Below are 26,986 nucleotides of genomic sequence, written 5' to 3' on the forward strand. Positions count from 1 at the left end.
GCCATGAAACGCTCCCTTGACGAACGCACCCAGCTGCAGATGCAGCTCAGCTCCGGCCTGCTCCACTCAGGGCGGCAATGGCAGCGCCTGGCCGACCAGGCGTTGGGCAGCTATGGCATTTCCGCCGCCTGCACCATGCCGCTGCTGATGATCGGCCGCGCCGGCGGTGGTATCCGCCAGGTCACCCTGGCCCAACAGCTGGGCATGGAAGGCCCCTCGCTGGTGCGCCTGCTGGACAAGCTGTCGGCCAGCGAACTGGTGCGCCGCGAAAGCGATGCCAGCGACCGCCGGGCCAACCTGCTGTGGCTGACCGACAAGGGCGAGGCGCTGGTAAGTGCGCTGGAGAGCCAGCTGATCGGCCTGCGCCAGGACGTGTTCGGCGAGCTGACCACCGAGGAACTGCGCACCGTGCTGAAGCTGTGGAAGCTGCTGGCCGAGGCGTCCGACCGCGTGACGTAAGCCGCTGCCCTGCCCCACCTCCCGGTGTTGTCCTGCGACGCCGTGGTGTTCCCCTTTCCGCTTTCCTGCGAACTTCCTGCCCCGATGTACGGTGAATTCAGTCTCTATGGTGTGTTCGTCCCGACCCTGCTCGGGCTGATGCTGCTGGCCTACCTGCTCAAGAGCGGGCTGCGCCTGGTCCTGCAGCGCACCGGCGCCTATCGCCACATCTGGCACCCCGCCCTGTTCAACCTGGCCGTGTACGTGATCGTGCTCGGCGGGTTGTTTTCCCTGATGCGTTGGATGCAATCGTGAACAAGATCCTCAAGCACACCTTCCCGGTCGTCCTGACCGTGGTTGCCGTCTTTGCCGCCCTGCTGGTGCTGCGCCACCTGTGGTCGTACTACATGGACGAGCCGTGGACCCGCGATGCGCACGTCAGCGCGGACGTGGTCCAGGTCGCGCCGGACGTGTCCGGGCTGGTGGAAGCGGTGAAGGTGGCCGACAACCAGCCGGTGGAGCGCGGCGAGGTCCTGTTCGTGGTGGACCGGGCGCGTTACCAGATCGCGCTGGAACAGGCCCAGGCCACGCTGGGCGAACGCCGCGCCACGCTGGAGCAGCTGCGGCGCGAGATCGCCCGCGACCGCAGCCTGCAGGACCTGGTGGCCGCCGAGGACGCCGAAGTGCGCCGCGCCAAGCTGCAGGCCGCGCAGGCGTCCACCGCCACCGCGCAGGCCGCGGTGGACCTGGCCAAGCTCAACCTGGCCCGCACCGAGGTGCGCAGCCCCAGCGATGGCCACGTCAACGACCGCACCGTCCGCGCCGGCGACTACGTCACCGCGGGCCGCCCGGTGATGGCGGTACTGGATACCGGCTCGTTCCGGGTGGATGGCTACTTCGAGGAAACCCGCCTGCGCGGCGTGCATGCCGGGCAGAAGGTCGACATCCGCCTGATGGGCGAGGCGCAGCCGCTGCAGGGCCACGTGCAGAGCATCGCCGCCGGCATCGAGGATCGTTACCGCAGCGAAGGCTCCAGCCTGCTGCCGAACGTGACCCCGGCGTTCGACTGGGTGCGGCTGGCCCAGCGCATCCCGGTGCGCATCCACATCGACACCATTCCCACCGGCGTGAACCTGATCGCCGGGCGCACCGCCACGGTCACCATCGAGCCGGACGCCGCCACTCCCACCCCCACGCCGGCGCAACCGGCACGGGCGGCCCTGTGAACCGCCCGACCCTGCACCGCATCGCCTTCGCCCTGGCGCTGACCAGCAGCCTGGCCGCATGCCGCACGGTCGGCCCGGATTACGCGGTACCGGCCGGTTCGGCTTTCCAGCACCCTGAGGCCAACGCGGCGTTCATCGACACCGCCAACCCGCAGGTGGCACCAGGCGCCGAGCTGCCGGCACGCTGGTGGGAGCTGTACCAGGACGCCACGCTAAATGGACTGGTGGAACAGGCGCTGCGCGACAACGTGGAACTGAAGGTGGCCGATGCCAACCTGCGCCGCGCCGCCGCCGTGTACGAGCAGGCGCTGGATGCCGGTGGTTTCGAATACGACGCCGAGGCCGGGGTGAGCCGCGCGCAACTCTCGGCCGAATCGTTCCTGCTCGAGCACGAGCTGCCGCCGATCAACCTGGCCGACGGCAAGTTCGCGGTGTCCTACCAGTTCGACCTGTTCGGCAAGCTCAAGCGCGCCTCCGAAGCCGCGCGGGCCGATGAGCAGTCGGTGGCCGCGGCGATGGACCTGGCACGGGTCTCGCTGGTGGCCCAGGTCGCCGGCAGCTACGTGGAGATCTGCCACGCCAACCACGAACTGCACGTGGCCGAACACTCCCTGCAGCTGCAGCAGCGCAGCCGCGAGGTGACCCAGCGGCTGATCAGCGCCGGGCGCGGCACGCCGCCGGAACTGGCCCGCGCCAACGCGCAGGTGGCGATGCTGGAAGCCGCACTGCCGCCGCTGCAGGCGCAGCGCCAGGCCTCCGAATACCAGCTGGCCGCCCTGCTCGGCCGCACCCCGGGCCAGCTGCCCGAGGGCGTGGACGCGTGCGACCACGCCCCGACCCTGGCCCAGCCGCTGCCGGTGGGCGATGGCCGCGCGCTGCTGCAGCGCCGCCCCGACATCCGCCAGGCCGAACGCAAGCTGGCTGCGGCCACCGCGCGGATCGGCGTGGCCACCGCCGAGCTGTACCCGGACATCCGCCTGGGCGCGTCGCTTGGCGCGGCCGGCCTGCTTGCTGATTTCGGCGAACCGCTGACCCAGCAGTGGTCGTTCGGCCCGCTGATCTCGTGGACGCTGCCGTCCTCGGGCACCCACGCGCGCATCCACGCCACCGAAGCCGGGGCCGATGCGGCGCTGGCCGAGTTCGACCACAGCGTGCTGCAGGCGCTGCGCGAAACCCAGACCGCACTGAGCCGCTACGCACACGACCTGCAGCGCCTGCAGTCGCTGCAGCAGGCGCAGGCCCAGGCCGCGCTGGCCGCCGAGCAGAACCGTCGGCTGTACCAGGGCGGGCGCACCCCGTACCTGTCCAGCCTGGACGCCGACCGCACCCTGGTGTCGGCCGATGCCACGCTCGCGCAGCAGCAGGCGCAGGTCTCGCGCGACCAGATCCAGCTGTTCCTGGTCCTAGGCGGCGGCTGGAACGCCAACGCCGCACCGACAACGTCAACGCCGACAGGCGCACAGACGGTGACGTCAACGCCGACAGGCGCACAGACGGTAGTGCCGACTGTTAGTCGGCAAGCTGCCAGTCGGCACGCCACAACCCAGCAGCACTAACCCAATGCTCCTGCTCGACCGCCAAGCCTGGCTGTTCTCGGTAAAGACCTTCCTGGCCGCCCTCGCCGCGCTCTACATCGGCCTGGCCGGCAACCTCTCGCGCCCGTACTGGGCGATGGCCACCGTCTACATCGTCACCCAGCCGATGCTGGGTCCGACCCGGGCCAAGGGCGTCTACCGCATCGTCGGCACGCTCATTGCCGGCGCGGCCACGCTGTGGATGCTGCCGCACCTGGTGGAAACGCCGCTGCTGCTGAGCGCGGCGATGTCGCTGTGGCTGTCGGCGTGCCTGTTCATCGCCCTGCTCAACCGCGGCCCGCGCGGCTATGCGTTCCTGCTGGCCGGTTACACCACCGCGTTCATCGGCTTCCCGGCGGTGACATCGCCGGACACCATCTTCGACACCGTGGTGGCGCGCAGCGAGGAAATCATCCTGGGCACGGTGGTGGCGGTGCTGTTCGCCTCGCTGTTCTTCCCGACCTCGGCGCGGCCGATGCTGCGCGCGCGGATCGGCAACTGGATGGACGATGCCGCGCAATGGTGCCGGCAGATCCTGCTGCGCGGCCAGGCCCATGGCCCGCGCAACCGGCTGGCCGCCGACCTGGTGCAGTTCGAGGCGCTGATCGAGTTCCTGCGCCGCGATGACCCGCGCCATGCAGGCGCAGCGGTGTCCATGGAGCGCCTGCGCGAACGCATGTTGCTGATGCTGCCGGTGCTGTCGTCCATCGCCGACCGGCTGGGCGCGCTGCGCGCCGGCGGCCGCCCGCTGCCGCCGGGGCTGGAGCCGCTGGTGAACGACATCGCGCACTGGCTGGAACAGCCGGGCCGCTCCAGCGCCAGCGAGTACGCCGCGCTGCGCGCTCGCATCCTGGCGCTGAAGCCGGCGGTGGATGGCGAGCTGGACCACCTGCTGCTGGTCACCCTGCTGCTCCGGCTGGAGGAGCTGGTGGACCTGTGGCAGGACTGCGCCACGCTGCACCAGGCCATCGAGAACGGGACCGCGCCGCTCGACGTCGCCCACTACAGGATCAACGCCAAGCGCCTGGGCGCCAGCCGCCACGTGGATTACGGCATGGCGCTGTTCTCGGCCGCCAGTGCCGGCGTGGCGCTGATGACCTACTGCGCGCTGTGGATCGGGCTGGGCTGGGAAGGCGGTGGCAACGGCGCGATGATGGCCGCGGTGGCCGCCGCGTTCTTCGCCGCGCAGGACGACCCGGCGCCGAGCATGCTGCAGTTCCTGCTGTGGGCGATCGTGGCCAGCCTGGTGGCGGCGGTGTACCTGTTCGGCGTATTCCCGGCGGTGCACGACTTCGGCAGCCTGGCGCTGGTGCTGGCGGTGATCTTCCTGCCCTTGGGGCTGCTGCTGCACCGGCCCAAGACCGCGCTGATCGGGCTGCCGTTGACGGTCAACCTGGTGGCGCTGCTCAACGTGCAGAACACCTACAGCGCCAACATCCAGAGCTTCATCAATTCGTCGGTGGCGATGTTCATCGGCATCGGCTTTGCGGTGGTGATGACCCGGCTGTTCCGCTCGGTCGGCGCTGAATGGACCGCCCGCCGCCTGGTGCGCCAGGGCTGGACCACGCTGGCCGAAGCGGCCGAAGGCCGTGGCCAGCAGGACCGCCAGCAGTTCGCCGCGCGCATGCTGGACCTGCTGGGCCTGCTCGCCCCGCGCCTGGCGGCCACCCCCGAAGGCAGCGACATCGCCTCGGTGGACATGCTCACCGAGGCCCGCATCGGCCTGAACATCCTGCAGCTGCGCCGGGCACGGCATGGGCTGCCGGCGGCGAGCATGCAGGCGATCGAGGCGATCCTGGACGACGTGGCCGCGCATTACCGCGCCCAGGTGGCGCTGCGCCGGCCACAGCCCGCGCCGCCCGCGCTGCAGGCCAAGCTGGAGACCTCGCTGAAGCGGGTGCAGACGGTGGAGGCCGGCAAGGCGCGTGATGAAGCGCTGATGGGCGTTCTGGGGCTGCGCTATGCGCTGTTCCCGGAGCAGCCGGCGGTCACACAGGGGGGAGTATCCTGACGCCCTGCATTCCTGCATGGAACAAGGTAATCCCAATGAGTTACGACGTGATGGTGTTCGACCCGGCCGTGGCGCCGCGCGAAGCGGAGGCGTTCCTGCAGTGGTACAACGCTCAGACCGAATGGAACGAGAAGCACGAGTACGACGACGCCGCCGTCTCGGTGCCGGCGCTGCAGGCCTTCTTCACCGAACTGGCCGAAGATTTCCCGCCGATGGACGGCCCCCTGTCCGATGACGAGGATGACCGCCCGCAGGTGACCGACTACAGCATCGGCACCCATATCATCTATGCCTCGTTCGACGACGAAGTGGCCGAAGACGCCCATGGCCAGGTGCAGATCCTGGCCAACAAGCACCAGATCGGCTTCTTCGATGTCAGCGGCGACGGTGCGATCGTGTACCCGGACGGCACCGTGCTGATTCCCGGGGAAGAGGAAGAAGAAGAAGGCAACGCCTGATTCTGCAAGCGGCGGTAGCGCCTTTCTCTACCAGAGTTCGCCTTGGGCGGGCGCTGCAGGTACAGCCGGGCAAGGCCCGGCTCTACCCTCCAGTCGCTGCGCCAGCCCGGACAACCGGCTGGCATGCCGCGCCAACGCAGCCTGCATCACCTCTGCACTGCCCAGTACATGCAACGCCTGCCGCGCGCGGGTCATGCCGGTGTACACCAACTCGCGCGACAGCACCCGGTTGTCGCGCCGAGGCAGCTGCAACCAGACCTCATCGAATTCCGAGCCCTGTGCCTTGTGTACGGTCATGGCGAAGGCACTTTCATGGGCGGGCAACGCCGCCGGGTGGAAGGCGCGTGGCTGCTCCGGGCTGTCGCCGGGGAACCAGGCCAGCATCGCGCCTTCGCGGCTGCGCAGGCACAAGCCGATATCGCCGTTGAACAAGCGGTGCCGGTAACTGTTTTCGGTGATCAGCAGCAGCCGGCCATGGAAATAGCGGGGCCCGCTGCCCGGGCGCGCGCTGCCGGCCAGGGCGGCTTCGATCCGCTCGTTCAGCCCGCGCGCACCCTGCGGCCCCTCGCGCAGCGCGGTGAGCAGGCGCAGCCGTCCGGCCTGCGCCAGCGCCTGCACCGGATCATCGGCTTCGCCCAACCCGCGCCAGTGCGCCAGCAGGGTGTGCCGGTGCTGCAGCAGTGGGTCGACCTGGTCTTCGTGGAACGCCACGCCGGCCAGGCTGCCGCCGCGCAGCAGCTGCAGCGCGGTAGCGCTGTCGCCCTCGCGCACCGCGCGCGCCAGCGGCGCCAGGTCCAGCGCATCGCTCTGCCGGTACCCGCGCTGCAGCTGCACGCGGCGACCGGCGAACGCGCGGGGCGGGGCCACCGGCAGCAACGCAGGGGCGGCCAGCAGCGGGCGCAGCGCGGCGGCGTCATCGGCCTGGGTGCCCAAGCCGTCGCCGCTGGCCTGCAGGATCGCGCTGAGCACGTCGCCGGCTTCCACCGACGGCAGCTGGTCCGGGTCGCCCAGCAGCACCAGCCGGGTGCCGCTGGCCACCGCTTCGACCAGCTTGGTCATCAGCGGCAGGTCGATCATCGAGGCCTCATCCACGACCACGATGTCGTACGGCAGCGGGTTGTCGGCGTGGTGGCGGAAGCGTGGCGAATCGGGAATGACGCCCAGCAGCCGGTGCAGGGTCGCCCCGGTGGTCGGCATGGCCTCGGCCAGTTCGGACGCGACACCCACCAGGCGCAGCCGCTGCAGCGCCTGGCGCAGGCTGTCGGCCATGCGCTCGGCGGCGCGGCCGGTGGGGGCGGCCAGTGCCACCCGTGGCAGGGCCGCACCGGCCTGCTGCGCCTGCGCGGCCAACAGCACCAGCAGGCGCGCGATGGTGGTGGTCTTGCCGGTACCGGGGCCACCGGTGACCAGCACCAGTGGATGGCGCAGCGCCACTGCAGCCGCGCGCGCCTGGTGGTCGATGCCCTCCAGCGCCTGCGGGAACAGCTGGGCGAACAGCGTGGCGAGCCCGCCCGGGTCGTGCGCCGGCAAAGAATGCGCGGCGATGCGCTGCAGGCCGAGTGCCAAACGGCGTTCGTATTCGCGGTAACGGCGCAGGTACAGCAGGCCGTGTTCGAGCACCAGCGGTGCATCGGCGGCCAGCACGTCGTCGCTGTCGGGGGATGCCACCCACGGCGACGCACGCAGCTGCGCCAGCCATGTGTCCGGCGAAGGCCAGTCCAGCTCGGCATCCACCAACCGCCGGGGCGCTGCCGGGTCGACGCCGGCGTGGCCCTGCGCCACCGCCAGCGAGGCCAGCGCGGCGGCGGCCAGCACCGCATCCGGCGTCTCCGGCTGCAGCCGGCGCAGGCTCTGCGCCAGCGCATGGTCGAGCGTGCGCAGGGTGCCCTGCTTCAGCAGTGCGTCGAGCAGGCTCATGCCTCACCCCGCGCGCGTGCCACCAGTTCGGCGTGCTTCCCGGGGCCGCCTGCGAACAGTGCATCCATCGCCTCGACCAGGGCCGGGGCAAAGCGCTGCGCATGCACGCCCGGTGCGTCCGCGCGTCCCGCTTCCAGGCCGCGGCAGAACAGATAGCGGATGCCACCCAGGTCGCGCTCCTGTATGTAGTGGCTGCCCAGCCGGAAGCGCAGCCAGCGGTGCAGTGCCACGGTGTAGATCAGGGCCTGCAGGTCGTACTCGCTGCTTTGCATGGCGGCTGCCAGGCGCGCGGCGTCGTAGCCGGGCAAGCGGTTGGATTTGTAGTCGAGCACGTACCAGCGTCCGTCGCGCACGTAGGTCAGGTCGATCTTGCCGGTCATCAGCCCCTCGAGCTGGCGTCGCGTGCCAAAGCCGCGGCGGTCCGGCACCAGCCCGTGGTGGTGCAGCAGCTGCAGCAGCGCCGGCACCGCGGTGGGCTGCATGGCGAAGTGGAACTCGATCTCGGCCCGCCGGTCGTGCAGCGGCACGCTGTGCAGCGCGCCGCCTTCGGGCAGCTGCACGGTCAAGGTCTGGCCGACCAGCGGCACCAGCACCGCCACGCCGTCGTCCAGGTCGGCATCGGCGTAGCCTTCGCTGCGCAGCGATTCGCGCAGCACCTCGGCCTCATCGCCCGGTGCCGGGTCGCCCGCGCGCCAGTCCGCCCAGCGCGCGAAATCGGTGTTCTCCAGTGCATCGTGCAGCACGTTGCCGAAGCGGCTGCCCATGAAGCGCGGGTCGATCTCCGGCTGCGGCTCACCGGGCGCGGGCGGTTCCACTTCAAGCGGCAGTTCCACGCCGGCCGGTTCGTCGGCTGCCGGGGCCGGCGCTTCGGTGGCCACCGCGTCGGTGTCGTGGCCGGCGTCGGCGTGGGCCAGCTGGGTGAAGCTGTACACCCACCAGTCGTGCGGCACCCGCCGGGTGATGGCGCGCACCGGCGGCAGCTCGCCTTCGCGCTGCACTGGCAGCTGCGCCGGGCGCGGCTCCACCGGGCCTTCGATCACCGCGATGTCCGGGTGCGCGCGCAGCGCTTCCAGGTCGGACAGCATCGGCGCCAGCCGCGTCTTCGCCAGCCCGGCCAGGTCGCCGGCCGCGATCCACAGCGCATGCTCGGCGCGGGTCAGGCCCACATACAGCAGTCGCGCGTCTTCAGCGCGTTGCTCCTGAGCGCTGCGCTCGCTGGCCGCGCTCCAGGCCTCGTCCTTGTCCAGCTTCCAGTGCAGCTCTCGGCGACCTTCGGCGTACACGGTGCAGTTGGAGTCGGTGTTGCCGCCACCGCTGTCGATGCCCACGAACGGCAGGAACACCAGCGGGTATTCCAGCCCCTTGCTCTTGTGCAGGGTGATGATCTGCACCCGGCGCGCATCCGATTCCAGCCGCAGCAGCTGTTGTTCATCGTCCTGGTCGGCGTGTGCCATCTGCACCTGCAACCAGTCCAGCAGGCCGTGCATGCCCAGCGCCTGGCCTGCGGCCTGCTGCAGCAGCTCGCCGAGCTGCAGGTAGTTGGTGAGCCGGCGTTCGCCATCCAGCAGGCCCAGCAGGCGCTCGGCGTGTTCGGCGCACAGGTCGGCGATGACCGCGAACGGCCCGCCGCGCAGCCAGCGTTCCCGCCACAGCAGCAGCCGGGTCTGGAACGCACGCTGCGGGTCGCCGTCGCGCTCCATCGCGTCGATGGCGGCGGCGTTTTCGCCCAGCAATACGGTCGACAGCGCCGCGCGCAGGCGGCCTTCATCGGCCGGCTGCAGCAGGGCCAGCAGCAGCACGCGCAGTTCGCGGGCTTCGGCGGTCGCATACAGGCTCTGCTTGCCGGCAGCCACCGCCGGAATGCCCACCGCGCTCAGCGCGCGCTGGATGCGGGTGGCTTCATGGTGGCGGCGCACCAGCACTGCGATGTCGCCTGGCTGTACCGGCTGCCCGCGCAGCAGCGCGCGGCCTTCGCGACCCTCCAGCAGCACCTGGTGGATCGCGGCCACGCAGGCGTCGGTGGCCTGCTGGCGCGAGGGGTCTGCCTTGAAGTCAGCACCATCGTCACTGCGCAGCAGGCGCAGGGTCAGCCCGGGTGCGGGCTGGCCATCGCGCAGGAAATCGGCATCGTCGCGGGTACTGCCCGGCAGCACCGGTTCGAAGGCGATGTCCGCTTCCAGGAACGCGCGCTCGCCTGCGGCTGCGTACAACGCCTGCAGCGCGCGCAGCACGCCGGGGCGCGAGCGGAAGTTGCGGTTCAACGCCGGTGCGGCCTCTGCTTCGCGCTTGGCCTTGAGGTAGGTGTGGATATCGCCGCCGCGGAACCCGTAGATGGCCTGTTTGGGATCGCCGATCAGGAACAGCGCCGGCGCCAGCCCGGCGTCGCGGGTTTCGGGCGAATCGCCGAACACGCGCTGGAAGATGCCCCACTGGCGGTCGTCGGTGTCCTGGAACTCATCCACCAGCGCGATGGCGTACTGTGCGCGCAGCTGCTGCACCAGTGCCGCGCGGTGCGGGCCCTCCAGTGCGGCGGCCACGCCGTCGATCAGGTCATCGTAGGTCTGCACGCGGCCGACCCGCTTGAGTTCGTCCAGCCGCGCATGGGCCTGCCCGCGCAGCTGGTGCAGCAGCAGCAGCGCCTGCTGCCGCAGCCACTGGTCGCAGGCATCGGCGGCGTGCCACCAGGTCTGCAGCGCATCGAACAGCGGCGAGGCCGGGCAATGGCCCTGCTGGTCCTCCTTGCAGAACCCGAGCAACGCCACCGGCAGCAGCTTGCCCAGGTGCGAGGTGGAACCACGCGGCCAGGTGCGCGCTGCACGACCGGCCAGCAGCTCGGCAAAGGCTTTGTCGAAGCTCGGCCTCCGCGCGCGGCGACCGTCGAAGAGCTTGCGCTCGAAGGCGTTGGCGATGCTGGCCTGGGCGGCGTCGACATGCGCGTCGATCGCACTGCCGAGCGCCTCGGCGGCCACCTGCAGCGCGGGGCTGGGATCCTCCAGATACTGCTGCGGCAACGCGGGCAGCAGCGGCAATGGCTTGATCAGCGCCGACAGGTCGCGCGCCAGCGCATCGGGCGCGGACCACAACCGGGTCAACGCATCCACCGTGGCCGGGTCGTTGGCGTGCACGCGCCACAGATCGGCCGCCAGCTGGTCGTGCAGTTCGCGTTCGCTGGGCAGCAGCGTGGGCGGGTCGAAGGTATGCCCGCTTTCCAGCGCGTGCTCGCGCAGCACGCGGGTGCAGAAGCCATGGATGGTGAAGATCGAGGCCAGGTCGATCTCATCGGCGGCGGTCTGCAGGCGCTGGGCCAGCGCTGCGGGTGTTTCCCGGCCCAGCGCCAGTTCGCGCTGCAGCAGGTAGCGGGTCAGCTGCACCTCGGGTGCGTCGTCGGCGGCCGGTGCGCGCGCCAGCAGCTGCGCGGCCAGCGCCAGGCGCTCGCGGATGCGCTTGCGCAGTTCCTGGGTGGCCGCGTCGGTGAAGGTCACCGCCAGGATCTGGCCGATGCGGTAACCCTGCTCCACCACCAGCCGGGTGAACAGCGTGGCCAGGGTGAAGGTTTTGCCGGTGCCGGCGCTGGCCTCGATCAGGCGCACGCCGTCCAGCGGCAGCGACAGGTACGGGTCGTCCTGCAGCATCAGCCGGCTCATGCCACGGCTCCTTCGTCGCTGAAGCCCTGGAACACCCGGCCCTCTCGGACCGCACTGAACACCACGAAGCTGGTGTGCAGCAGCTGTTGATAGCTGTCTGCGTCGGCGAACGGATCGCGGCCGCGCAGGGCCAGCTGCACCGCATCGCCGCTGGCTTCGCCCCACCGGCGTTCGCCGCCATGCCATTGCGCCCAGCCTTCGCTTTCGCGCTTGGCGGCGGGCGCGCGGTACAGCGTCCAGGCGGTGTACGGCCCATACAACAGGGGCGCGCGCATGCCGTCGCGGCGCAGCTGCAACAGCGCCTGCAGCGCCGCCCTGGCGGCGGGCGCGGGCACTGCCGGCAGCACGTGCGGCCCTACCCCGTCGTCGCCGCCGTCGTGGAACTCGACCAGGGCCAGCGCATCGCCGGCGGCGTTGGCCAGCAGCCAGTCCAGCCCATGCCGGATCGCCGCCGGCCCGTTCAAGCTGCCCGCGCGCAGGCGCACGATGCCTTGCGGGTGGATGTCGTCCACCCGCCCATGCAGGCGCACGCCATCAATCTCCACCTCATAGCGGCGGCTGTCGGCGTCGCTGTCGCCGCGCCATTGGGCCAGTGCCAACGCATACGGGCGGGTCTGCTCCTGCAGGGCCTGGAACTGGCGTTCGCCCAGTGCGCCGGACGGCAGCAGCGCGCGGGCGCGCAGGCGTGCATAGAGAGGGGTGTCATCGCCCTGCAGGGTCGCCTCGATCACCGCGTGCTGAAGCAGGCGTTGCTCCAGTCCCCGGCCGGCCAGCACCAGTGGCTCAAGGTCGTCGGCGGTGGTCAGGTCATCGGGCAGGCGCAGGCCCAGCCGCTGCGACAGGAACTGCCCGGCGGGATCGACCAGGAAGCGGCGCAGCGCGTCCAGCGAGAGTTCGGGCATGCCCTCCTGCTCCAGCGGCGCCAGCGCCTGCTCGAACCACGCCGGCGGCGCGCGACGCACGCGGCCCAGCGAACCGGCGGCCGGGTGCCACTGCTGGCGGTAGCTGAAACGGCGCGGCTCATCGCCGCCACCGAAGGCGGCCGGCGAGAATGGCTGCAGCGAATGGCGCACGGTCAGCTGCTTTGCCGCCGCCGAGGGATCCTCATGGTATTCGGCGGCGGCATCGATCAGCTCGCTGACCAGCACCGAGGGCTCGCGCACGCTGCCATCGCGCGGATCGGCGCCCAGGTAGCTCAGGTAGAACACATCCTGCGCCGAGGCGAACAGCTGCAGGAACAGGAAACGGTCGTCCTCGCGCAGCGAGCGGTCGCCGTGGCGGCGCTTGTCGGTACCCAGTTCGGCAGTGAGCTGGTTGAGCCCGGCGGCCGGGTCGCGGCGCGGGAAATCGCCATCGTTCAGGCCGAGCACGCAGATCACCCGGAACGGCAGCAGCCGCATCGGCACCATGCGCCCGAAGCTGATGCCACCGGTGAGCAGCGGCGCGCGCGTGTCGGCCTCGCTCAAGGCGCCGGCGAAATGTGCGCGCACGACCTCTGGCGGTACCGTACCGGTGAACCCGGCGCGTTCGGCATCGCGGGCGAACTCGTTGACCAGCTTGCGCAGCCGTTCCAGCGCGCGCTGGCTGCTGGCCGCTTCCGGTGCTTCGGGCAACAGCGCATCCAGCATGGCCAGCAGGCGCTGGCGCCAGTGCGCCGGTGTCAGCGCCTCGCCCAGTGCGCGCTGGTAACGGGCCAGTACCCGCATCAGCCCAAGCAGGCGGTCCAGCGCATCCAGTGCGCTGCCTTCCAGCTCCGGCCACGGCGCCACCCCGGCGATGTCGCCGTCGCTGCCGCTGGCATGGCCCAGCAGCAGGCGGTCCAGCGCGAACTGCCAGGTGTAGGCATCATCGTCCGGTGCCTGGTGCTGCGCGCGGTGCGCCGCACTCAAGCCCCAGCGCGCACCGGCGGCCTGCAGCCAGTCGTGCAGGCGGTCGAACGCGGCCGCATCCAGCCCGGCCGCTTCGGCCAGCGGCGCGCTCGCCAGCAGGTCCAGCACTTCATTGAGGCCAAAGCGCGACACCGGCAATCCCAGCAGGTGCACGAACACATCGGCGAGTGGTTCGCCGGTCAGCGGACTGGTATCGGCCAGGGCGTAGGGAATGTGGTCTTCGCCACCGCTGCGGCCGCCGAACACCGCTTCCAGGTACGGCACGTAGGGGTCGATGTCCGGTGCCAGCACCGCGATGTCGCGTGCCTGCAGCGGCGGATCGAAGCGCGGGTCCTGCAGCAGTGCACGCAGCTGGTCGTGCAGCACCTGCAGCTCGCGAAGGCGGGTGTGGCAGGCATGCACCTGCAGGCTGGGGTCGTTGCGCAGCAGCCCCGGGCGCAACGCACCGGCCGGTTGCGCGCGGCGGTGGAACAGGTCGCGCTGCAGGCGGTGCAGCAGGCTGTCGGACAGGCCGCCGTGCGCCATGTCCGGGCGCGCGTCCTCTTCGGGATCGTCGTAGGCCGCGATCTCACCGGACGGATGCACCACTTCATAGCTGCCCAGCACCGCCATGAAGTCGCGCCCTGCCGCGCCCCAGGCCTGCAGCAGGCGGTTCTCATCACTGCCATTGCCGAACGGATCAACCGCGCCAGCGCGCAGCCGCCCGCCCAGGGTCTGCAGGTCGCCCCAGTAGGAACGCGTCGGCGTGGGCAGGTAGAAGTGCAGCGTGCCGACCCGCGCCTGGGTGGCCACCACGCGCAGCACATCCGGTGAGACGTTCAAGGTGGCGAAGGCGAACAGACGCGGCGGCAGCCCCGCCGGCAACGGACGGTCCGCGCCTTCGAAGCCGTCGAGATAAGCATGGATGCGACGCGCGCGGTACTGGTGGCCGCTGCCGATGTGGCGCCACAGGATCGCCTGCGGATCCAGCGGGTCGGCGCCGGCCTCCCAGCGCAGCAGCCAGTCGCGGCGCCAGGCCTGGTACTTCTCGAACACCGAGGCCAGCTCCCCGGCCAGCGCCCACGGCTTGAGCGGGTCGGGCTGGGACAGGTACGCCTGCAGCGCGCGCAGCGGCGGCTGCGCCATCAGCAGCGGGTCGGTCAGCGCGGCGTACAGCTTCCAGTGCAGCGCGGCGGCAGTGAGGTCGTCATGTTCGCCCGGCACATTGGCATTGAGCGCGCGGGCCACGAACTCGCCCGGGGTCAGGAACGCCAGGTTGGCGGCGATGCCATACTCCGCCGCCAGGGTGGACTGCAGCCAGCGCCGCATCGCCACTTGGGGAATCAGCACCACGTCCGGCTCCAGGATCGACTGCCCCGCCACCGGCTCGCGCAGGGTGCGGGCCAGCAGCGCGGCCAGCACGTCCAGCGAATTGGAGTGGTACAGGCGGAAGTCTGAAGCGGGGTCGGTCATCGCGGCAGTGTGCCGCAGCCCGGCGCCAATCTCGACCCTCGCCGATACGGGCGGCAGCCGGTGACGTCTGTGACCTCCCGCACAGATGAGGGCGGTACGCACTGTTGCGGACCGGGAACCGCGCCGTGGCGGGGCTTGGGATCCCGACATGCGACAATACTGCACGGTCCAGTTCGGTTTTGTTCAGCCGCCCACCACGATCTTACAACGTTGGAATTTTGTTAATGGCGTCCATGACGGCTTCCGCAGAACCGCTGGTGCAGTTGGAGAACGTGCGTATCGATCGCGGCGGTCGGGCGATCCTGCGCGACGTTTCGCTGTCGGTCCCGCGTGGCAGCATCACCGCCGTGCTCGGCCCGTCGGGCAGCGGCAAGTCGACGCTGCTGGCCGCCCTGACCGGCGAACTGCGCCCCGCGGCGGGCACCGTGACCCTGTTCGGCCAGCCGATTCCCACCGGCAGCAGCGCGTTGCGCGCGATGCGCCGCAGTGTCGGCGTGCTGCTGCAGGGCAATGGGCTGCTCACCGACCTGACCGTGGCCGAGAACGTGGCGCTGCCGTTGCGCACGCATACCAAGCTGCCGGCGCCGGTGCTGCGCCGGCTGGTAGACATGAAGCTGCACGCGGTGGGCCTGCTGGCCGCAGCCGATGCTTGGCCGCGCGAGCTGTCCGGCGGCATGGCGCGCCGGGTGGCGCTGGCGCGCGCGCTGGCACTGGACCCGCCGCTGATGATCTACGACGAACCGCTGACCGGGCTGGACCCGATCGCCAGCGGCGTGATCATGAGCCTGATCCAACGCCTCAACCACAGCCTGGGCCTGACCAGCATCATCGTCAGCCACCATGTGCACGAGACCTTGCCGATCTGCGACCAGGTGATCGCCATTGCCAATGGCGGCGTGGTCTTCCAGGGCAGCCCGGCCGCGCTGGAGTCCAGCCAGGACCCGCTGCTGCGCCAGTTCCTGCACGGACAGCCGGACGGCCCGATCCCGTTCGATGCCGCGCCCCGCGCGAAGGTGGCCTGATGCCGTTCGTTGAAAGCACCCGTTCACTGGGCCGGGCCGGCCTGTTCTCGCTGACCGTGCTGCGCGGATCGCTGCCGACCGCCGATTTCCTGGCCGAGCTGACGCGCGAGATCTACAAGGTGGGCGCGCGTTCGCTGCCGATCATCGCGGTGGGCGGTGCCTTCGTGGGCCTGGTGCTGACCCTGCAGGGCTACCGCACGCTCACCACGTTCGGCGCCGCAGATGCGCTGTCCACCCTGCTGGGCCTGTCGCTGTACCGCGAACTGGCACCGGTGCTGACCGCGCTGCTGTTCATTGGCCGCGCCGGCAGCTCGATTGCCGCCGAGCTGGGGCTGATGCGCGCCACCGACCAGATCAAGGCGCTGGAGCTGATGGCGATCGATCCGGTGGCCAAGGTGGTGGCACCGCGCTTCTGGGCGGCGGTGCTCACCGTGCCCCTGCTCACCGGCATCTTCTGTTCGCTGGCGATCAGCGCCAGCTACTTCGAAGCCGTGCACGTGCTGGGCCTGGACAACGGCGTGTTCTGGTCGGCGCTGAGCAACAGCGTGGATTTCTGGGACGATTTCGGCGTGGCAATGCTGAAGTCGGCCATTTTCGGCGGCACCGCCGCGCTGGTGGCGTCGTACGTGGGCTTCCACGCCGAGCCGACCATCGAGGGCACGTCGGTGGCCACCACCCGCGCGGTGGTGAACGCCTCGCTGCTGGTGCTGATGTTCAACTTCGTGCTGTCGGCCATGATGTTCCGCTGACCCGCACCCCCCTTTGATCAGATACGGTGAGATGAACATGGCCATCCGCGGTCCCAGACTCGAATTTTCCGTCGGCGCGTTCCTGCTGCTGGCGCTGGCCTCGCTGCTGGTGCTGGCGATGGCGTCCACCAACCAGCGCTGGGGCTTCGGCAGCGAGGGCTATGAACTCAAGGCGCGCTTCACCCAGATCGGCCAGCTGCGCAAGCAGGCGCCGGTGAAGATCGGCGGCGTGGTGGTGGGCCAGGTGGGCAACATCGACCTGGACCCGGTCCGCTTCGATTCGATCGTCACCCTGAAGCTGGACCCGAAGTTCAAGGACCTGCCGGCGGATACCTCCGCCGGCATATTCACCAGCGGTTTGCTCGGCGAGAGCTATATCGGACTGCAACCGGGCGGTGACCCGGAGGTGCTCAAGTCCGGTGACGAGATCGTCTTCACCCAGCCAGCCGTGGACCTGATCCAGATGGTTGGCAAGTACATGTTCAGCGGCCCGGGCAATGCCGGCGCCGCTTCCCAGGAAGCTCCCGGCGCGGAAGCGCCGGCAACGGAACCGCAGAAATGAAAAAGACCCTGATTCCGGCGCTGCTCGCTTCGGCCCTGCTCGCCACCCTGCCCTCGCTGTCGTTTGCCCAGGCCGCCCCGGCCACCGCCGCCGCGCCGCAGAGCCAGGCCGGCAAGGTGGTGCTGGATGCCAGCACCCGCATCCTGAACACCCTGCAGCAGCGCCGTGCGGAGTTCAGCAAGAACCCGACCGCGCTGCGCAGCTATATCGACAGCGAGCTCAACCGCACCTTCGACCGTGATTACGCGGCGCGCCTGGTGCTGGGTTCCAACGCGCGCACGGCTTCGGACGCGGACGTGAAGCTGTTCGCCGATGCCATGGCCGACAACCTGATGCAGCGCTACGGTTCGGCCCTGCTTACCATCCAGGGCAAGCCGAGCTTCCGCCTGAAGGGCGAGCAGCCGCTGCCGGGCAACCGCGGGGTCAAGGTATCGACCGAGCTGCTGCGTGCCGGCAGCGAGTCGACCCCGGTCGAGTACCTGATGCGCAACGTCAACGGCCAGTGGAAGATCTTCGACGTCAATATCGAAGGCATTTCCTACGTGCAGACCTTCCGTACCCAGTTCGACGGCCCGCTGCGCCAGAAGGGCATCCAGGAAGTGGCCAAGGAACTGCGGGGCGGTACCCTGCAGGCCGGGCCGGCCGGTAATGGCAAGTAACGCCACCGTGCAGCTCGACGGTCCGCGCGCCCGGTTCACCGGCGTGCTGGACCGCGATGCGGTCGTGGCGTTGTGGCCGCAGCTGAAGGCCCTCCCCGACAGCATCTCCCAGCTCGACCTGGCGGCGGTGGAGGGCGTGGACAGCGCCGGCCTGGCGCTGCTGGCCGAGCTGTCGGCGCGCGCGCGCGCGAACGGGCGTACGCTGGTTCTCAACGGTACCCCTCCTGGTTTCACCGAACTCAGCGCCGCCTATCGGCTGGCGCCGTCCCTGGATTTCAATGCCCCTTCTGCCGCGAGCTGACATGAACGTCATACGCACCGCCTCCCTTCTCCTGCTGGCCTTGGCGCTGAGTGCCTGTGCAGCCAAGCCGGCCCGCGACAGTGCGCCCGCCAGCGTGGCGGTGGCGCCCGCCTCCGCACCGGCGGCTCCCGCAGCGGCCGACAGCGCCGCCGATGCAGCGACCTCGCCGACCGTCGCCAGCCCTGCGGCACCCGTGGCCGCCGTTGACTCCGCCCAAGGCGATGGCGCCCCCGTGCCGGCCGCCACGGAGGTCGCGCCGACGGGTGCCGAGGACGACTTCGCCGCGCTGTACGGCGGTCCGGCGCCGACCGCCGACGGTGCCGAACCGGGTCGCTCGCCGTACGACCCGTGGGAAGGCTTCAACCGCCGCGTGCACGCGTTCAACAACGTGGTCGACCGCGCGGTCGCGCGCCCGCTGGCCACCGCTTACGTGAATGTCGTGCCGCGCTTCGCACGCACCGGCGTGACCAACTTCTTCAGCAACCTGCGCGCGCCGGTGACCATCACCAACCAGCTGCTGCAGGGCCGCCCCGGGGATGCCTGGGACAGCCTGGGCCGGTTCGTGATGAATTCCACGCTGGGTATCGGTGGTCTCTTCGACCCGGCCAGCCGCGCGCTGGTACCGCGCCGCAGTGAAGACTTCGGCCAGACCCTGGGTGCCTGGGGCTGGCGCAGCTCGCGTTACGTGGAGCTGCCGTTCTTCGGCCCGCGTACCGTGCGCGACGTGTTCGGCCTGGCTGGCGACATTCCGCTGTCGCCGATCCGCACGATCGAGGAAGACAAGGTCCGCATCCCCCTGCAGGGCCTGCAGTTGGTGGACATGCGCTCGCAGCTGCTGGCACTGGATGACATCCGCGATGGCGCCGTGGACGAGTACGCGCTGACCCGCGATGCCTGGCTGCAGCGCCGCAACTACCAGATCCAGAACGACCTGCGCGGCCGCCGTGACCGCGGCAAGGACGCGGACGACGCGCCGATCCCGGTCGACGCGATGCCGATGCCCAACTGGGGCAACTGATCAAAAGAAAAACCCCGCTCTCGCGGGGTTTTTTTTCAGGCGGCGAGTGCGGCGTCGATGGCCGCGACCAGGCGGGCGTCGTCGGCCGGCACGTCGGGGGCGAAGCGGGCGATGACCTTGCCGTTGCGGCCCACCAGGAACTTCTCGAAGTTCCACAGCACGCCGGGGGCCGGGTTGACGACCAGATCCGGGTACTTGGCGACCGCACCCTGCAGCTTCTCGCGCATCGGACCTTCGCCGGTGGCGGCCGGCTGGGCCTGGGTCAGCTGCTGGTACAGCGGGTGGATGTCATCGCCAGCCACGCTGATCTTGGCGAACATCGGGAAGCTCACGTTGTATTCCAGCTGGCAGAACTGCTGGATGTCAGCGTCGCTGCCCGGCTCCTGGGCCAGGAAATTGTTGGCCGGGAAGCCCAGCACTTCCAGGCCGGCAGCCTGCTTGTCGGCATACAGTGCCTGCAGGCCTTCGTACTGCGGGGTCAGCCCACACTTGGAGGCGACATTGACCACCAGCAGCACCTTGCCGCGGTAGTCGGCCAGCGAACTGGCCTGGCCTTCAATGGTGGAAACGGGAATGTCGTAGACGGTCTGGCTCACGGGAAATCCTGTGCGAAGTGAAAAGGGCACATCGGAGATATGCCCTGGGAATGGGAAATCAATCGACGCAGATCGTGCCCTGGGCCACGCCGTTGTCGATGCGCTGGCGGCAGCCGAAGTTCTGGCTCACGTCGGTCTGGCAGACGCCACGCGCCTTGCTGCCAGCCACCAGTTCGGTCTCGCCCTGGGCCAGGCACTGGCCGGTGCATTCACTCTTGGCGCTGCAGGCCTTGCCGGCATCGGTATAGGGCGCCACGCACTGCACGCGCTGCAGCCGTCCCAGCGGCTTGAGTTCACCACCGGCGGCCGCGCAGCGGGCGGCATCGGCGTTGTCGGCGGCGGCAGGAGCGTTCGTGGCGGTGTCGCCGGCATTCGGCGAACTGCTGCAGCCGGCAAGCGCGAGCATCAGGGACAACATCAGGGTAAGACGCATCGGTTCAATCCTGGAGGAGGAAAAGGAAGGCAGGCAGGTGGCCGCGACCCAGCATCGCCGATCGCGTGCATGCAGGGTGTCGGCAATGCGTTTCAGTCCTGCGCGGCTGACGCGTCGTCCGCGCTGGCCTCGTCATCGTCGCCGCTGGCATCGCCCAGCAGCAGATCGGTCTGCTCGCTGCCGAGTGATTCCACCCCGCGCAGGCGGCGTTCGATGGTGCGGGTCTTGCGGCTGGCCTCGCCCAGGCTGCGGCCGACCGTGCTGATCTGCTTTTCGGCCTTTTCCAGGATGCCGGCGAACTTGCCGAACTCGCTCTTCACCGCGCCCAGCAGGCTCCACACTTCACTGGAGCGCTGTTCGATGGCCAGGGTGCGGAAGCCCATCTGCAGGCTGTTGAGCAGCGCGGTCACCGTGGTCGGCCCGGCCACCACCACGCGGTGTTCCCGCTGCAGCAGGTCCACCAGCCCCGGGCGGCGGATCACCTCGGCGTACAGGCCTTCGGTAGGCAGGAACATCACCGCGAAATCGGTGGTGTGCGGCGGCACGATGTACTTGTCGCAGATCGACTTGGCCTGGATCCGGATCGCGCGTTCCAGCTGCGCGCCCTGCACGCGTACGCCATCGGCGTCACCCTGCTCCTGCGCATCGAGCAGGCGCTCGTAGTCTTCGCGCGGGAACTTGGAATCGATCGGCAGCCAGACCGGGGTGTCCTCGTGGCCGCGCCCGGGCAGGCGCACCGCGATGTCCACCATTTCGCCGCTGTCCGGGCGCACTTTGACGCCGCGTGCGTACTGCTCCTGCGTGAGGGTCTGTTCCAGGATGTTGTCCAGCTGCACCTCGCCCCAGCTGCCGCGGTTCTTGACGTTGGTCAGCACGCGCTTGAGGTCGCCGACGCCGGTGGCCAGCTGCTGCATTTCGCCCAGCCCACGCTGCACCTGTTCCAGGCGGTCGGACACCAGCTGGAACGACGCACCCAGCCGCGCTTCCAGCGTGGTCTGCAGTTTTTCGTCGACGGTGACCCGCATCTGGTCCAGCTTCTGCGCGTTGTCGGCCTGCAGGCTCCGCAGCTGCTGCTCCAGCGTGGCGCGCATTTCGCCCATGCGCTGTTCGTTGCGCTGGGTCATCTCCTGCAGGCGCAGGCCCAGGGATTCGCCGAACCGGTGCTGCGACTGCGTGGCTTCCTCGCGGCCCAGCCGGGCATCGTCGGCCACGGCCTGGCGCAGCGCGGCCATGTGGGCGTCGCTGCGCTGCTGAGCCTGGCCGGCGTCCTCGCGGGCCTTGCGCGCGTCTTCGCCCAGCGCATCGCGCAGCTGGTCCAGGCGCTGGTCGGTGCGGGTGGACAGGTCGGTCAGCGCGCGCGCGAAGGTTTCCAGCCGCGCGTCCTGCTGCCGGCCCAGCCCTTCGAGCTGCTCGCGCAGTTCACTGCGGCCGGTCCGCGCTTCTTCGCGCAGGCTCTGCTCAAGGTCGCCATGGCCGGAACGCCGCAGCAGGGCCACCAGCTGCAGGATGAGGACGGCACACAGCAGGCCGCCAAGGATGAGGAATTCAGGTTGCATGGAAGAAGTGTAGGCTGAGCCGGTCTCATTCGCTGCGCCGGATCGCTCCATGCTGGATCTTCTGGGAAAGTCGACGTCGATCAACGTGCGCAAGGTGCAGTGGCTGTGCGCCGAGCTGGGCCTGCAGTACCGGCAGCTCGGGGCCGACGGCCACGATGCGGATTTCCTCGCGGCCCTGCACCCGCTCAACCCGAACGGCCAGGTGCCGGTGATCCGCGATGGCGACTTCGTGCTGTGGGAATCCAACAGCATCTGCCGCTACCTGGCCGCGGCAGCCGGCCGCCACGACCTGCTGCCGCGCGACCCGCGGAGCCGGGCCCGGGTGGAGCAATGGATGGACTGGCAGGCCACCGACCTCAACACCGCCTGGCGGCACGTGTTCATGGCCCGCGTGCGCCAGCACCCGGCCTACCCTGACGATGGCGCCGCGCAGGCCAGCCTGGTGCAGTGGAACCGGCTCATGCAGCACCTGGATCAGCAGCTGGCCGGGACCGGCGCCTACGTGGCCGGCGAGGACTTCACCCTCGCCGACATCGTGCTGGGGCTTTCCACCCAGCGCTGGCGGCTGACCCCGGGCGACAAACCCGAACTGCCGGCCGTGGCGGCGTGGTTCCACCGCCTCGGCCCGCGCCCCGGGTTTGCCCGCCACTGCGACAACGGCGTGGCCTGAGGCTCAGAAGCCTTCCAGGACCACCTTGCCCACCGCGCGGTGGCTTTCGATGTGCGCATGCGCGCGGCGCAGGTTGGCCGCGTCGACACGGCCGTAGTTCTCGCCCAGCGTGGTGCGCAGCACGCCGCTGTCGACCAGCTCGGCCACCCGGTTGAGCAGCACGTGCTGCTGTTGCAGGTCGGGCGTGCTGAAGCTGGAGCGGGTGAACATCGATTCCCAGTGCAGCGACAGGCTCTTGCGCTTGAGCGCCATCACATCGAGCTGGCCGGGGTCGTCGATCAGGGCCAGCTGGCCCTGCGGTGCCAGCGCGGTGACGATCTGGGCGTAGTGCTGGTCGGTGTGGGTCAGGCTGGCCACGTGGCTGACGGCCTCGATCCCGATCCGGCCCAGGCCTTCGGTCAGCGGCTGGCTGTGGTCGATGACGTGGTGGGCCCCCAGGGCGTACGCCCAGTCCTGGGTGTTCGGGCGCGAGGCAGTGCCGATCACGGTCAGCCGGGTCAGCTGGCGCGCCAGCTGGACCAGGATCGAGCCCACCCCGCCGGCCGCACCGATCACCAGCAGGGTCTGGCCTTCACCACCGCCTTCGGCGATGCGCAGGCGGTCGAACAACAGCTCCCACGCGGTGATCGCGGTCAGCGGCAGCGCGGCAGCCGCCGCATCGTCCAGGCTGGTCGGCTTGCGGCCCACGATGCGTTCGTCCACCAGCTGGTACTCGGCGTTGCTGCCCGGCCGGTTGATGTCGCCGGCGTAGAAGACCGCATCACCCGGCTGGAACAGGGTCACCTCGCTGCCCACCGCGTCCACGATGCCTACCGCGTCCCAGCCCAGCACGCGCGGGGCCTCGACGGCCACGCCACGGCGGACCTTGGTGTCCACCGGGTTCACCGACACCGCGCGCACCTGCACGCGCAGGTCGCGCGGGCCCGGGGTCGGCACTGGCAGGGTGATGTCGACCAGCGCCGTCGGGTCGGTGATGGGCAGGCCGTGCTGGGTATAGGCGATGGCTTTCATGGGAAGGTCCTTGGATGAGGCGCTCAGGTTGGCTTGCCCGGCCCCAGCCGGAAAGGCGCAGAATGCAGCAGCACTTTCACTCCTGGAATGAAAATGGTCCGCTTCGAGGATCTTCAGCTGTTCGTCCGCACCGCCGCTCTGGGCAGCTTCTCCAGTGCAGCGCGCGAGGCCGACCTGCTGCCCGGCCAGGTAGCCGCCGCCGTGGCCCGGCTGGAGCGGGAGCTGGACCTGCGCCTGTTCGTGCGTTCCACCCGCAGCCTGCGCCTCACCGCTGAAGGCGTGCTCTATCTACCGTATGCCCAGGACCTGCTGGACACCCTGCACGAGGGCCAGGCCCGGGTGCGCGGCGAAGATGCCGAGCTGCGCGGCGTGCTGCAGGTGGCCGCGCCCTCTGATCTCGGCCGCAATGTGCTGCTGCCCTGGCTGACCGAGTTCCGTACCGCGCACCCGAAGCTGCAGCTGCGCCTGCTGTTGTCCGACCAGGTGGCCGACGTGTTCCGCGACCCGGTGGATATCGCGTTCCGGCTGGGCCGCTTCGACACCGCCAGCTACGTGGCGCTGCCGCTGCTGCCGGGCAACCGTCGCGTGCTGTGCGCCGCACCGGCCTACCTGGAGCGGCAGGGTACGCCGGCCTCGCTGGACGCACTCAAGGACCACCACTGCCTGGTCTACCAGCTGGCCGGGCGTCCCTACGACCGCTGGAGTTTCGAACAGGACGGGCGGCGCGTGGTGGTACCGGTGCGCGGCCAGCTGGTGTGCGATGACGCTGACGTAGTGCGGCGCTGGGCGGTGGCGGGCGAAGGCATCGTGTTCAAGTCGTGGCTGGATGTGGCCGACGATGTGCGCGCCGGGCGCCTGCAGGTGCTGATGGGGGGCGCAGGCGACAGCCTGCCGTTGAACCTGGTGTGCCCGCACCGCAAACAGTTTTCGCCCGCGATCCGCCAGTTGCATGCGTTGTGCGCCCATCGGCTGCAGCCGATGCTGGCCGATCTGCCGGGACGTGCGCCGTAGCGCTGTCGGCAGCGGGCCGGGTAGCCGACAATGGCGGCCCCCCGAAGTCGAGTCACCGCCATGCCGTGGATGGGCATCCAGGACCTGTGGACCTTTGTCATCGCCGTGCTGGTGTTCCTGGCGCTGCCCGGGCCGGGCACCTTCACCCTGCTCACCGCCACCGGGCGCGGTGGCGTGCGCGGCGGCTATACCGCGCTGTTCGGGTTGCTGCTCGGCGACCAGATCCTGATGTGGCTGGCGGTGGCCGGCGTGGCGGCCCTGCTCAAGGCCAACCCGCTGGTGTTCCACGCGGTGCAGTACCTCGGTGCGGCCTATCTGGTGTGGGTGGGCATCGGCCTGCTGCGGCCCGCGCCGGCCAGCGGTGACACCGGCGGCATCCGGCTGCAGCCGGGCCACTACTTCCGCCAGGCGGTGCTGATCAGCCTGCTCAACCCCAAGGCGATCATCTTCTACATGGCGTTCCTGCCGCTGTTCATCGACCCGGCGCGGCACCAGGGCGTGGTGACGTTCGCGACCATGGCCACGCTGATCTTCGTGCTCAGCCTGGCGTACTGCTCGGTGCTGATCGGGGTGGGCAACCTGTTGCGCCGTCGGATCATCCAGCACCCGCGTGTGGGGGTAGTACTGAAACGCGTCGCGGGGGTTTTCCTGATCGGGTTTGGCCTGCGCCTGGGGCTGAGTGGCTGAACCCTTGTCGGGGTGGGCGTTTCGCCTGCATTGCCGGCGCGCGGCGATAGGCAACGTCATCGAAATTGCCCTCGGCGATCGATAGCGCGTAATTCTTCCCAGGCGCCGGCAGGTGTCAAATCGTTGCCATCGCGGGCATCCGACCCGTGGCGAGGCAACCGCGAGATGACCACCCCCATGTACTTCGTGCAGCACCTGGCCGGCCACGACGAGCGCCTGCTGGCATTGAGCACCGACCGCGTCGACCTGGCCCATCCGTCGGTCCAGCGGATCGTGGCGGACCTGCAGCCGCTGGACCGCATCGAGCTCCGGGGCTGCCGCTTCGATTGCGCCGCCAGCCTGTTGCTGGGGCTGCGCCGGCGCATCTGCGAAGCCGAGGCCGACGCCTGCGGCTGGCGGGTATTCGATGAACGGGGGGTTCTGCGCTGCAAGAAGCTTCCCGACGACACCTGCGTGATCTATCCACAGGGCGCCGACGATGTGGCGCGCTGGGGCCCGTTGATCGCGGCCAGCCGGGTTGTGCCAGATTCGTCAAAGCGGGCTATTTGAAATGATCGTCAAGGGATTCACGACGTCCGGCAGTAGTAATGCTGCGCCGCGTTCGGTCACACTCGGAAAATTGTCGATACCAGTCACTCTGTGAGGTTCCATGTCATCGCTGCTACGGCGCAAGCCGCTCGATTCCGTCACCGTCCATGAAGCCGGCAGGAGCCTGGTTCGTACCCTCAGCTGGCCGCACCTGATCGCCATGGGCATCGGTGCCATCGTCGGCACCGGCATCTACACGCTGATCGGCGTGGGTGCCAATCTCGCCGGCCCCGCGGTGCTGATCTCCTTCGCCATCGCCGGTGCGGTCTGCGCCTGCGCGGCGCTGTCCTACGCCGAGTTGTCCACCATGATGCCGGCCGCCGGCAGCGCTTACACCTACAGCTACACGGCGCTGGGCGAAATCTTCGCCTGGGTGGTCGGCTGGAGCCTGATCCTGGAGTACTCACTGGTGGTGAGTACCGTGGCGGTGGGGTGGTCGGGGTATTTCGTCGGCTTCCTGGAATGGATACACGGCAACACCGGCATCGACCTTCGGCTGCCGTTGGCGCTTTCGGCCGGCCCGCACGTGGAAGGCGGCGTGTTCAACCTGCCCGCGGTGCTCATCACCTGGGTGGTCGCCGGCGGCCTGATGCTGGGCACCAAGGAAAGCGCCACGCTCAATGCGATCCTGGTGGTGCTGAAGATCATCGCGCTGGGCGTGTTCGTCGCCGTGGCGCTGCCCGCGTTCGATTCGGCCAACCTGCACCCGTTCATGCCACACGGATTCGCCAAAACGCTGGGCCCGGATGGCGTGGAGCGTGGCGTGATGGCCGCGGCCGCCATCATCTTCTTCGCCTTCTACGGCTTCGATGCCATCTCCACCGCCGCTGAAGAAACCAAGAACCCGGGCCGTGATCTGTCGATCGGCATCATCGGCTCGATGGTCGGCTGCACCATCATCTACATGCTGGTGGCGCTGGCCGCCGTTGGCGCGATGAGCTACGCGGTGTTTGGCAGCAGCGCCGAACCGCTGGCCCTGATCATGCGTGAACTGGGCCAGCCCAAGGCGGCGGCGGTCATCGGTGTGGTGGCGATCGTTGCGCTGCCCACCGTGCTGCTGGCCTTCCTGTTCGGCCAGAGCCGCGTGTTCTTCGTCATGGGCCGCGACGGCCTGCTGCCGCGCGGCCTGTCGGCAGTGAACAAGCGCACCGGTACCCCGGTGGCCACCACGTTGTTCAGCGCTGCCGTGGTCTCGGCCCTGGCCGGCGTGGCGCGGCTGGACGAGATTGCCGCGCTGGCCAATGCCGGCACGCTGGCCGCCTTCACTGCCGTGGGTATCTGCCTGGTGGTGATGCGCAAGCGTGCACCGGATGCCAAGCGCACCTTCCGCACGCCGATCGCCTGGTTCATCGGCCCGGCCGCCGCGCTGGGCTGCATCTACCTGTTCATCAGCCTGCCGAGCAGCACCCAGCTGTACTTCCTGATCTGGAACGTGATCGGCCTGGCGGTGTATTTCCTCTACAGCCGCCGCAATGCGCTGATCGGCCGTTGAGGCCGTGACGGTGGGGTGCCGG

Annotated in this window: 22 protein-coding genes and 2 pseudogenes; 17 read left to right on the forward strand and 7 right to left on the reverse strand. The window is 69.7% G+C overall.

Features of this window, described 5'->3' with window-relative positions:
- Positions 1–3: 3 nt before the first annotated feature.
- The 6 genes and pseudogenes from BAY15_RS00435 to BAY15_RS00460 all read left to right on the forward strand — a co-directional run bounded on the left by BAY15_RS00435 (position 4) and on the right by BAY15_RS00460 (position 5,707).
- A complete protein-coding gene (locus BAY15_RS00435) occupies positions 4–459 on the forward strand; it encodes a MarR family winged helix-turn-helix transcriptional regulator (RefSeq protein WP_068847958.1) in 456 nt (151 codons plus the stop codon).
- A gap of 84 nt (positions 460–543) precedes the next feature.
- Positions 544–753 carry a DUF1656 domain-containing protein gene (locus BAY15_RS00440; protein WP_017354740.1) on the forward strand — a complete coding sequence of 70 codons (210 nt, stop codon included), beginning with the start codon at positions 544–546 and terminating at the stop codon, positions 751–753.
- Positions 750–1,664 carry an efflux RND transporter periplasmic adaptor subunit gene (locus tag BAY15_RS00445; RefSeq protein WP_068847960.1) on the forward strand — a complete coding sequence of 305 codons (915 nt, stop codon included), beginning with the start codon at positions 750–752 and terminating at the stop codon, positions 1,662–1,664. The genes BAY15_RS00440 and BAY15_RS00445 overlap by 4 nt, the downstream gene beginning before the upstream one ends.
- A pseudogene (locus BAY15_RS00450) lies at positions 1,661–3,112 on the forward strand (efflux transporter outer membrane subunit); the annotation flags it as partial. The gene BAY15_RS00445 and the pseudogene BAY15_RS00450, both read left to right, overlap by 4 nt.
- A gap of 112 nt (positions 3,113–3,224) precedes the next feature.
- Positions 3,225–5,249, forward strand: a complete 2,025-nt coding sequence (locus BAY15_RS00455) for an FUSC family protein (protein ID WP_068847962.1) — start codon at positions 3,225–3,227, stop codon at positions 5,247–5,249.
- 35 nt (positions 5,250–5,284) lie between these two features.
- The gene (locus BAY15_RS00460) at positions 5,285–5,707 is read left to right on the forward strand and encodes a hypothetical protein (protein ID WP_068847964.1); all 423 of its coding nucleotides are present in this window, start codon (positions 5,285–5,287) and stop codon (positions 5,705–5,707) included.
- Between the two features lie 27 nt (positions 5,708–5,734).
- Here the strand turns inward: BAY15_RS00460 and recD are convergent, their stop codons facing one another.
- From recD to recC, 3 genes are read right to left on the reverse strand one after another with little or no spacing between them, the layout of a single operon-like run.
- Positions 5,735–7,624: an exodeoxyribonuclease V subunit alpha gene (recD, locus tag BAY15_RS00465; RefSeq protein WP_068847966.1), complete on the reverse strand. Its 1,890-nt coding sequence runs from the start codon at positions 7,622–7,624 to the stop codon at positions 5,735–5,737.
- The gene (recB, locus tag BAY15_RS00470; protein WP_068847968.1) at positions 7,621–11,268 is read right to left on the reverse strand and encodes an exodeoxyribonuclease V subunit beta; all 3,648 of its coding nucleotides are present in this window, start codon (positions 11,266–11,268) and stop codon (positions 7,621–7,623) included. Before recB ends, recD begins: the two co-directional genes overlap by 4 nt.
- The gene (gene recC, locus BAY15_RS00475; RefSeq protein ID WP_068847970.1) at positions 11,265–14,609 is read right to left on the reverse strand and encodes an exodeoxyribonuclease V subunit gamma; all 3,345 of its coding nucleotides are present in this window, start codon (positions 14,607–14,609) and stop codon (positions 11,265–11,267) included. The genes recB and recC overlap by 4 nt, the downstream gene beginning before the upstream one ends.
- A gap of 233 nt (positions 14,610–14,842) precedes the next feature.
- Here recC and BAY15_RS00480 point away from each other — a divergent pair, with 233 nt between their 5' ends.
- The 6 genes from BAY15_RS00480 to BAY15_RS00505 are packed head-to-tail and all read left to right on the forward strand — an operon-like array spanning position 14,843 to position 18,920.
- A complete protein-coding gene (locus tag BAY15_RS00480; RefSeq protein WP_068847972.1) occupies positions 14,843–15,631 on the forward strand; it encodes an ABC transporter ATP-binding protein in 789 nt (262 codons plus the stop codon).
- A complete protein-coding gene (locus BAY15_RS00485) occupies positions 15,631–16,380 on the forward strand; it encodes an MlaE family lipid ABC transporter permease subunit (protein WP_068847974.1) in 750 nt (249 codons plus the stop codon). Before BAY15_RS00480 ends, BAY15_RS00485 begins: the two co-directional genes overlap by 1 nt.
- A gap of 37 nt (positions 16,381–16,417) precedes the next feature.
- Complete coding sequence (gene mlaD / locus BAY15_RS00490) at positions 16,418–16,942, forward strand: outer membrane lipid asymmetry maintenance protein MlaD (protein WP_068854468.1); 525 nt, start codon at positions 16,418–16,420, stop codon at positions 16,940–16,942.
- A complete protein-coding gene (locus tag BAY15_RS00495) occupies positions 16,939–17,601 on the forward strand; it encodes an MlaC/ttg2D family ABC transporter substrate-binding protein (RefSeq protein ID WP_068847976.1) in 663 nt (220 codons plus the stop codon). The genes mlaD and BAY15_RS00495 overlap by 4 nt, the downstream gene beginning before the upstream one ends.
- The gene (locus BAY15_RS00500; protein ID WP_068847978.1) at positions 17,591–17,902 is read left to right on the forward strand and encodes an STAS domain-containing protein; all 312 of its coding nucleotides are present in this window, start codon (positions 17,591–17,593) and stop codon (positions 17,900–17,902) included. The genes BAY15_RS00495 and BAY15_RS00500 overlap by 11 nt, the downstream gene beginning before the upstream one ends.
- 1 nt (position 17,903) lies before the next feature.
- A complete protein-coding gene (locus BAY15_RS00505; protein WP_068847980.1) occupies positions 17,904–18,920 on the forward strand; it encodes an MlaA family lipoprotein in 1,017 nt (338 codons plus the stop codon).
- Between the two features lie 35 nt (positions 18,921–18,955).
- On the opposite strand, the gene BAY15_RS00510 is transcribed toward BAY15_RS00505, so the two are convergent.
- The 3 genes from BAY15_RS00510 to rmuC all read right to left on the reverse strand — a co-directional run bounded on the left by BAY15_RS00510 (position 18,956) and on the right by rmuC (position 21,505).
- Positions 18,956–19,516: a glutathione peroxidase gene (locus tag BAY15_RS00510; protein WP_068847982.1), complete on the reverse strand. Its 561-nt coding sequence runs from the start codon at positions 19,514–19,516 to the stop codon at positions 18,956–18,958.
- 58 nt (positions 19,517–19,574) lie between these two features.
- A complete protein-coding gene (locus tag BAY15_RS00515) occupies positions 19,575–19,949 on the reverse strand; it encodes a hypothetical protein (protein WP_068847985.1) in 375 nt (124 codons plus the stop codon).
- 92 nt (positions 19,950–20,041) lie between these two features.
- Entirely contained in the window at positions 20,042–21,505 is a 1,464-nt protein-coding gene (gene rmuC, locus BAY15_RS00520) for a DNA recombination protein RmuC (protein WP_068847987.1), read from the reverse strand.
- Between the two features lie 49 nt (positions 21,506–21,554).
- On the opposite strand from rmuC, the gene BAY15_RS00525 reads away from it, so the two are divergent.
- Positions 21,555–22,175 (forward strand): glutathione S-transferase family protein, encoded by a 621-nt coding sequence (locus tag BAY15_RS00525; RefSeq protein ID WP_068847989.1) that lies wholly within the window; start codon positions 21,555–21,557, stop codon positions 22,173–22,175.
- Positions 22,176–22,178: 3 nt separating this feature from the next.
- On the opposite strand, the gene BAY15_RS00530 is transcribed toward BAY15_RS00525, so the two are convergent.
- Complete coding sequence (locus BAY15_RS00530) at positions 22,179–23,186, reverse strand: zinc-binding alcohol dehydrogenase family protein (RefSeq protein ID WP_068847991.1); 1,008 nt, start codon at positions 23,184–23,186, stop codon at positions 22,179–22,181.
- Between the two features lie 87 nt (positions 23,187–23,273).
- On the opposite strand from BAY15_RS00530, the pseudogene BAY15_RS00535 reads away from it, so the two are divergent.
- The 4 genes and pseudogenes from BAY15_RS00535 to BAY15_RS00550 all read left to right on the forward strand — a co-directional run.
- Positions 23,274–24,241, forward strand: a pseudogene (locus BAY15_RS00535) (LysR family transcriptional regulator); the annotation flags it as partial.
- A gap of 16 nt (positions 24,242–24,257) precedes the next feature.
- Positions 24,258–24,884: a leucine efflux protein LeuE gene (gene leuE, locus BAY15_RS00540; RefSeq protein ID WP_068847996.1), complete on the forward strand. Its 627-nt coding sequence runs from the start codon at positions 24,258–24,260 to the stop codon at positions 24,882–24,884.
- A gap of 165 nt (positions 24,885–25,049) precedes the next feature.
- Positions 25,050–25,433, forward strand: a complete 384-nt coding sequence (locus tag BAY15_RS00545) for a hypothetical protein (protein WP_208856117.1) — start codon at positions 25,050–25,052, stop codon at positions 25,431–25,433.
- Positions 25,434–25,533: 100 nt separating this feature from the next.
- Positions 25,534–26,964 carry an amino acid permease gene (locus tag BAY15_RS00550; RefSeq protein WP_068848000.1) on the forward strand — a complete coding sequence of 477 codons (1,431 nt, stop codon included), beginning with the start codon at positions 25,534–25,536 and terminating at the stop codon, positions 26,962–26,964.
- Positions 26,965–26,986: the final 22 nt, after the last annotated feature.

It is taken from the genome of Stenotrophomonas rhizophila, from assembly GCF_001704155.1.
GTDB lineage: Bacteria > Pseudomonadota > Gammaproteobacteria > Xanthomonadales > Xanthomonadaceae > Stenotrophomonas > Stenotrophomonas rhizophila_A.

What these genes read in the sequence shown, in the direction of transcription:
- BAY15_RS00435 (WP_068847958.1), top strand. Translation starts at nt 4, where the DNA reads ATGAAACGCTCCCTTGACGAACGCACCCAGCTGCAGATGCAGCTCAGC.
- BAY15_RS00440 (WP_017354740.1), top strand. Translation starts at nt 544, where the DNA reads ATGTACGGTGAATTCAGTCTCTATGGTGTGTTCGTCCCGACCCTGCTC.
- BAY15_RS00455 (WP_068847962.1), top strand. Translation starts at nt 3,225, where the DNA reads ATGCTCCTGCTCGACCGCCAAGCCTGGCTGTTCTCGGTAAAGACCTTC.
- BAY15_RS00460 (WP_068847964.1), top strand. Translation starts at nt 5,285, where the DNA reads ATGAGTTACGACGTGATGGTGTTCGACCCGGCCGTGGCGCCGCGCGAA.
- recD (WP_068847966.1), bottom strand. Translation starts at nt 7,624, where the DNA reads ATGAGCCTGCTCGACGCACTGCTGAAGCAGGGCACCCTGCGCACGCTC.
- recB (WP_068847968.1), bottom strand. Translation starts at nt 11,268, where the DNA reads ATGAGCCGGCTGATGCTGCAGGACGACCCGTACCTGTCGCTGCCGCTG.
- recC (WP_068847970.1), bottom strand. Translation starts at nt 14,609, where the DNA reads ATGACCGACCCCGCTTCAGACTTCCGCCTGTACCACTCCAATTCGCTG.
- BAY15_RS00480 (WP_068847972.1), top strand. Translation starts at nt 14,843, where the DNA reads ATGACGGCTTCCGCAGAACCGCTGGTGCAGTTGGAGAACGTGCGTATC.
- BAY15_RS00485 (WP_068847974.1), top strand. Translation starts at nt 15,631, where the DNA reads ATGCCGTTCGTTGAAAGCACCCGTTCACTGGGCCGGGCCGGCCTGTTC.
- mlaD (WP_068854468.1), top strand. Translation starts at nt 16,418, where the DNA reads ATGGCCATCCGCGGTCCCAGACTCGAATTTTCCGTCGGCGCGTTCCTG.
- BAY15_RS00495 (WP_068847976.1), top strand. Translation starts at nt 16,939, where the DNA reads ATGAAAAAGACCCTGATTCCGGCGCTGCTCGCTTCGGCCCTGCTCGCC.
- BAY15_RS00500 (WP_068847978.1), top strand. Translation starts at nt 17,591, where the DNA reads ATGGCAAGTAACGCCACCGTGCAGCTCGACGGTCCGCGCGCCCGGTTC.
- BAY15_RS00505 (WP_068847980.1), top strand. Translation starts at nt 17,904, where the DNA reads ATGAACGTCATACGCACCGCCTCCCTTCTCCTGCTGGCCTTGGCGCTG.
- BAY15_RS00515 (WP_068847985.1), bottom strand. Translation starts at nt 19,949, where the DNA reads ATGCGTCTTACCCTGATGTTGTCCCTGATGCTCGCGCTTGCCGGCTGC.
- rmuC (WP_068847987.1), bottom strand. Translation starts at nt 21,505, where the DNA reads ATGCAACCTGAATTCCTCATCCTTGGCGGCCTGCTGTGTGCCGTCCTC.
- BAY15_RS00525 (WP_068847989.1), top strand. Translation starts at nt 21,555, where the DNA reads ATGCTGGATCTTCTGGGAAAGTCGACGTCGATCAACGTGCGCAAGGTG.
- BAY15_RS00530 (WP_068847991.1), bottom strand. Translation starts at nt 23,186, where the DNA reads ATGAAAGCCATCGCCTATACCCAGCACGGCCTGCCCATCACCGACCCG.
- leuE (WP_068847996.1), top strand. Translation starts at nt 24,258, where the DNA reads ATGCCGTGGATGGGCATCCAGGACCTGTGGACCTTTGTCATCGCCGTG.
- BAY15_RS00545 (WP_208856117.1), top strand. Translation starts at nt 25,050, where the DNA reads ATGACCACCCCCATGTACTTCGTGCAGCACCTGGCCGGCCACGACGAG.
- BAY15_RS00550 (WP_068848000.1), top strand. Translation starts at nt 25,534, where the DNA reads ATGTCATCGCTGCTACGGCGCAAGCCGCTCGATTCCGTCACCGTCCAT.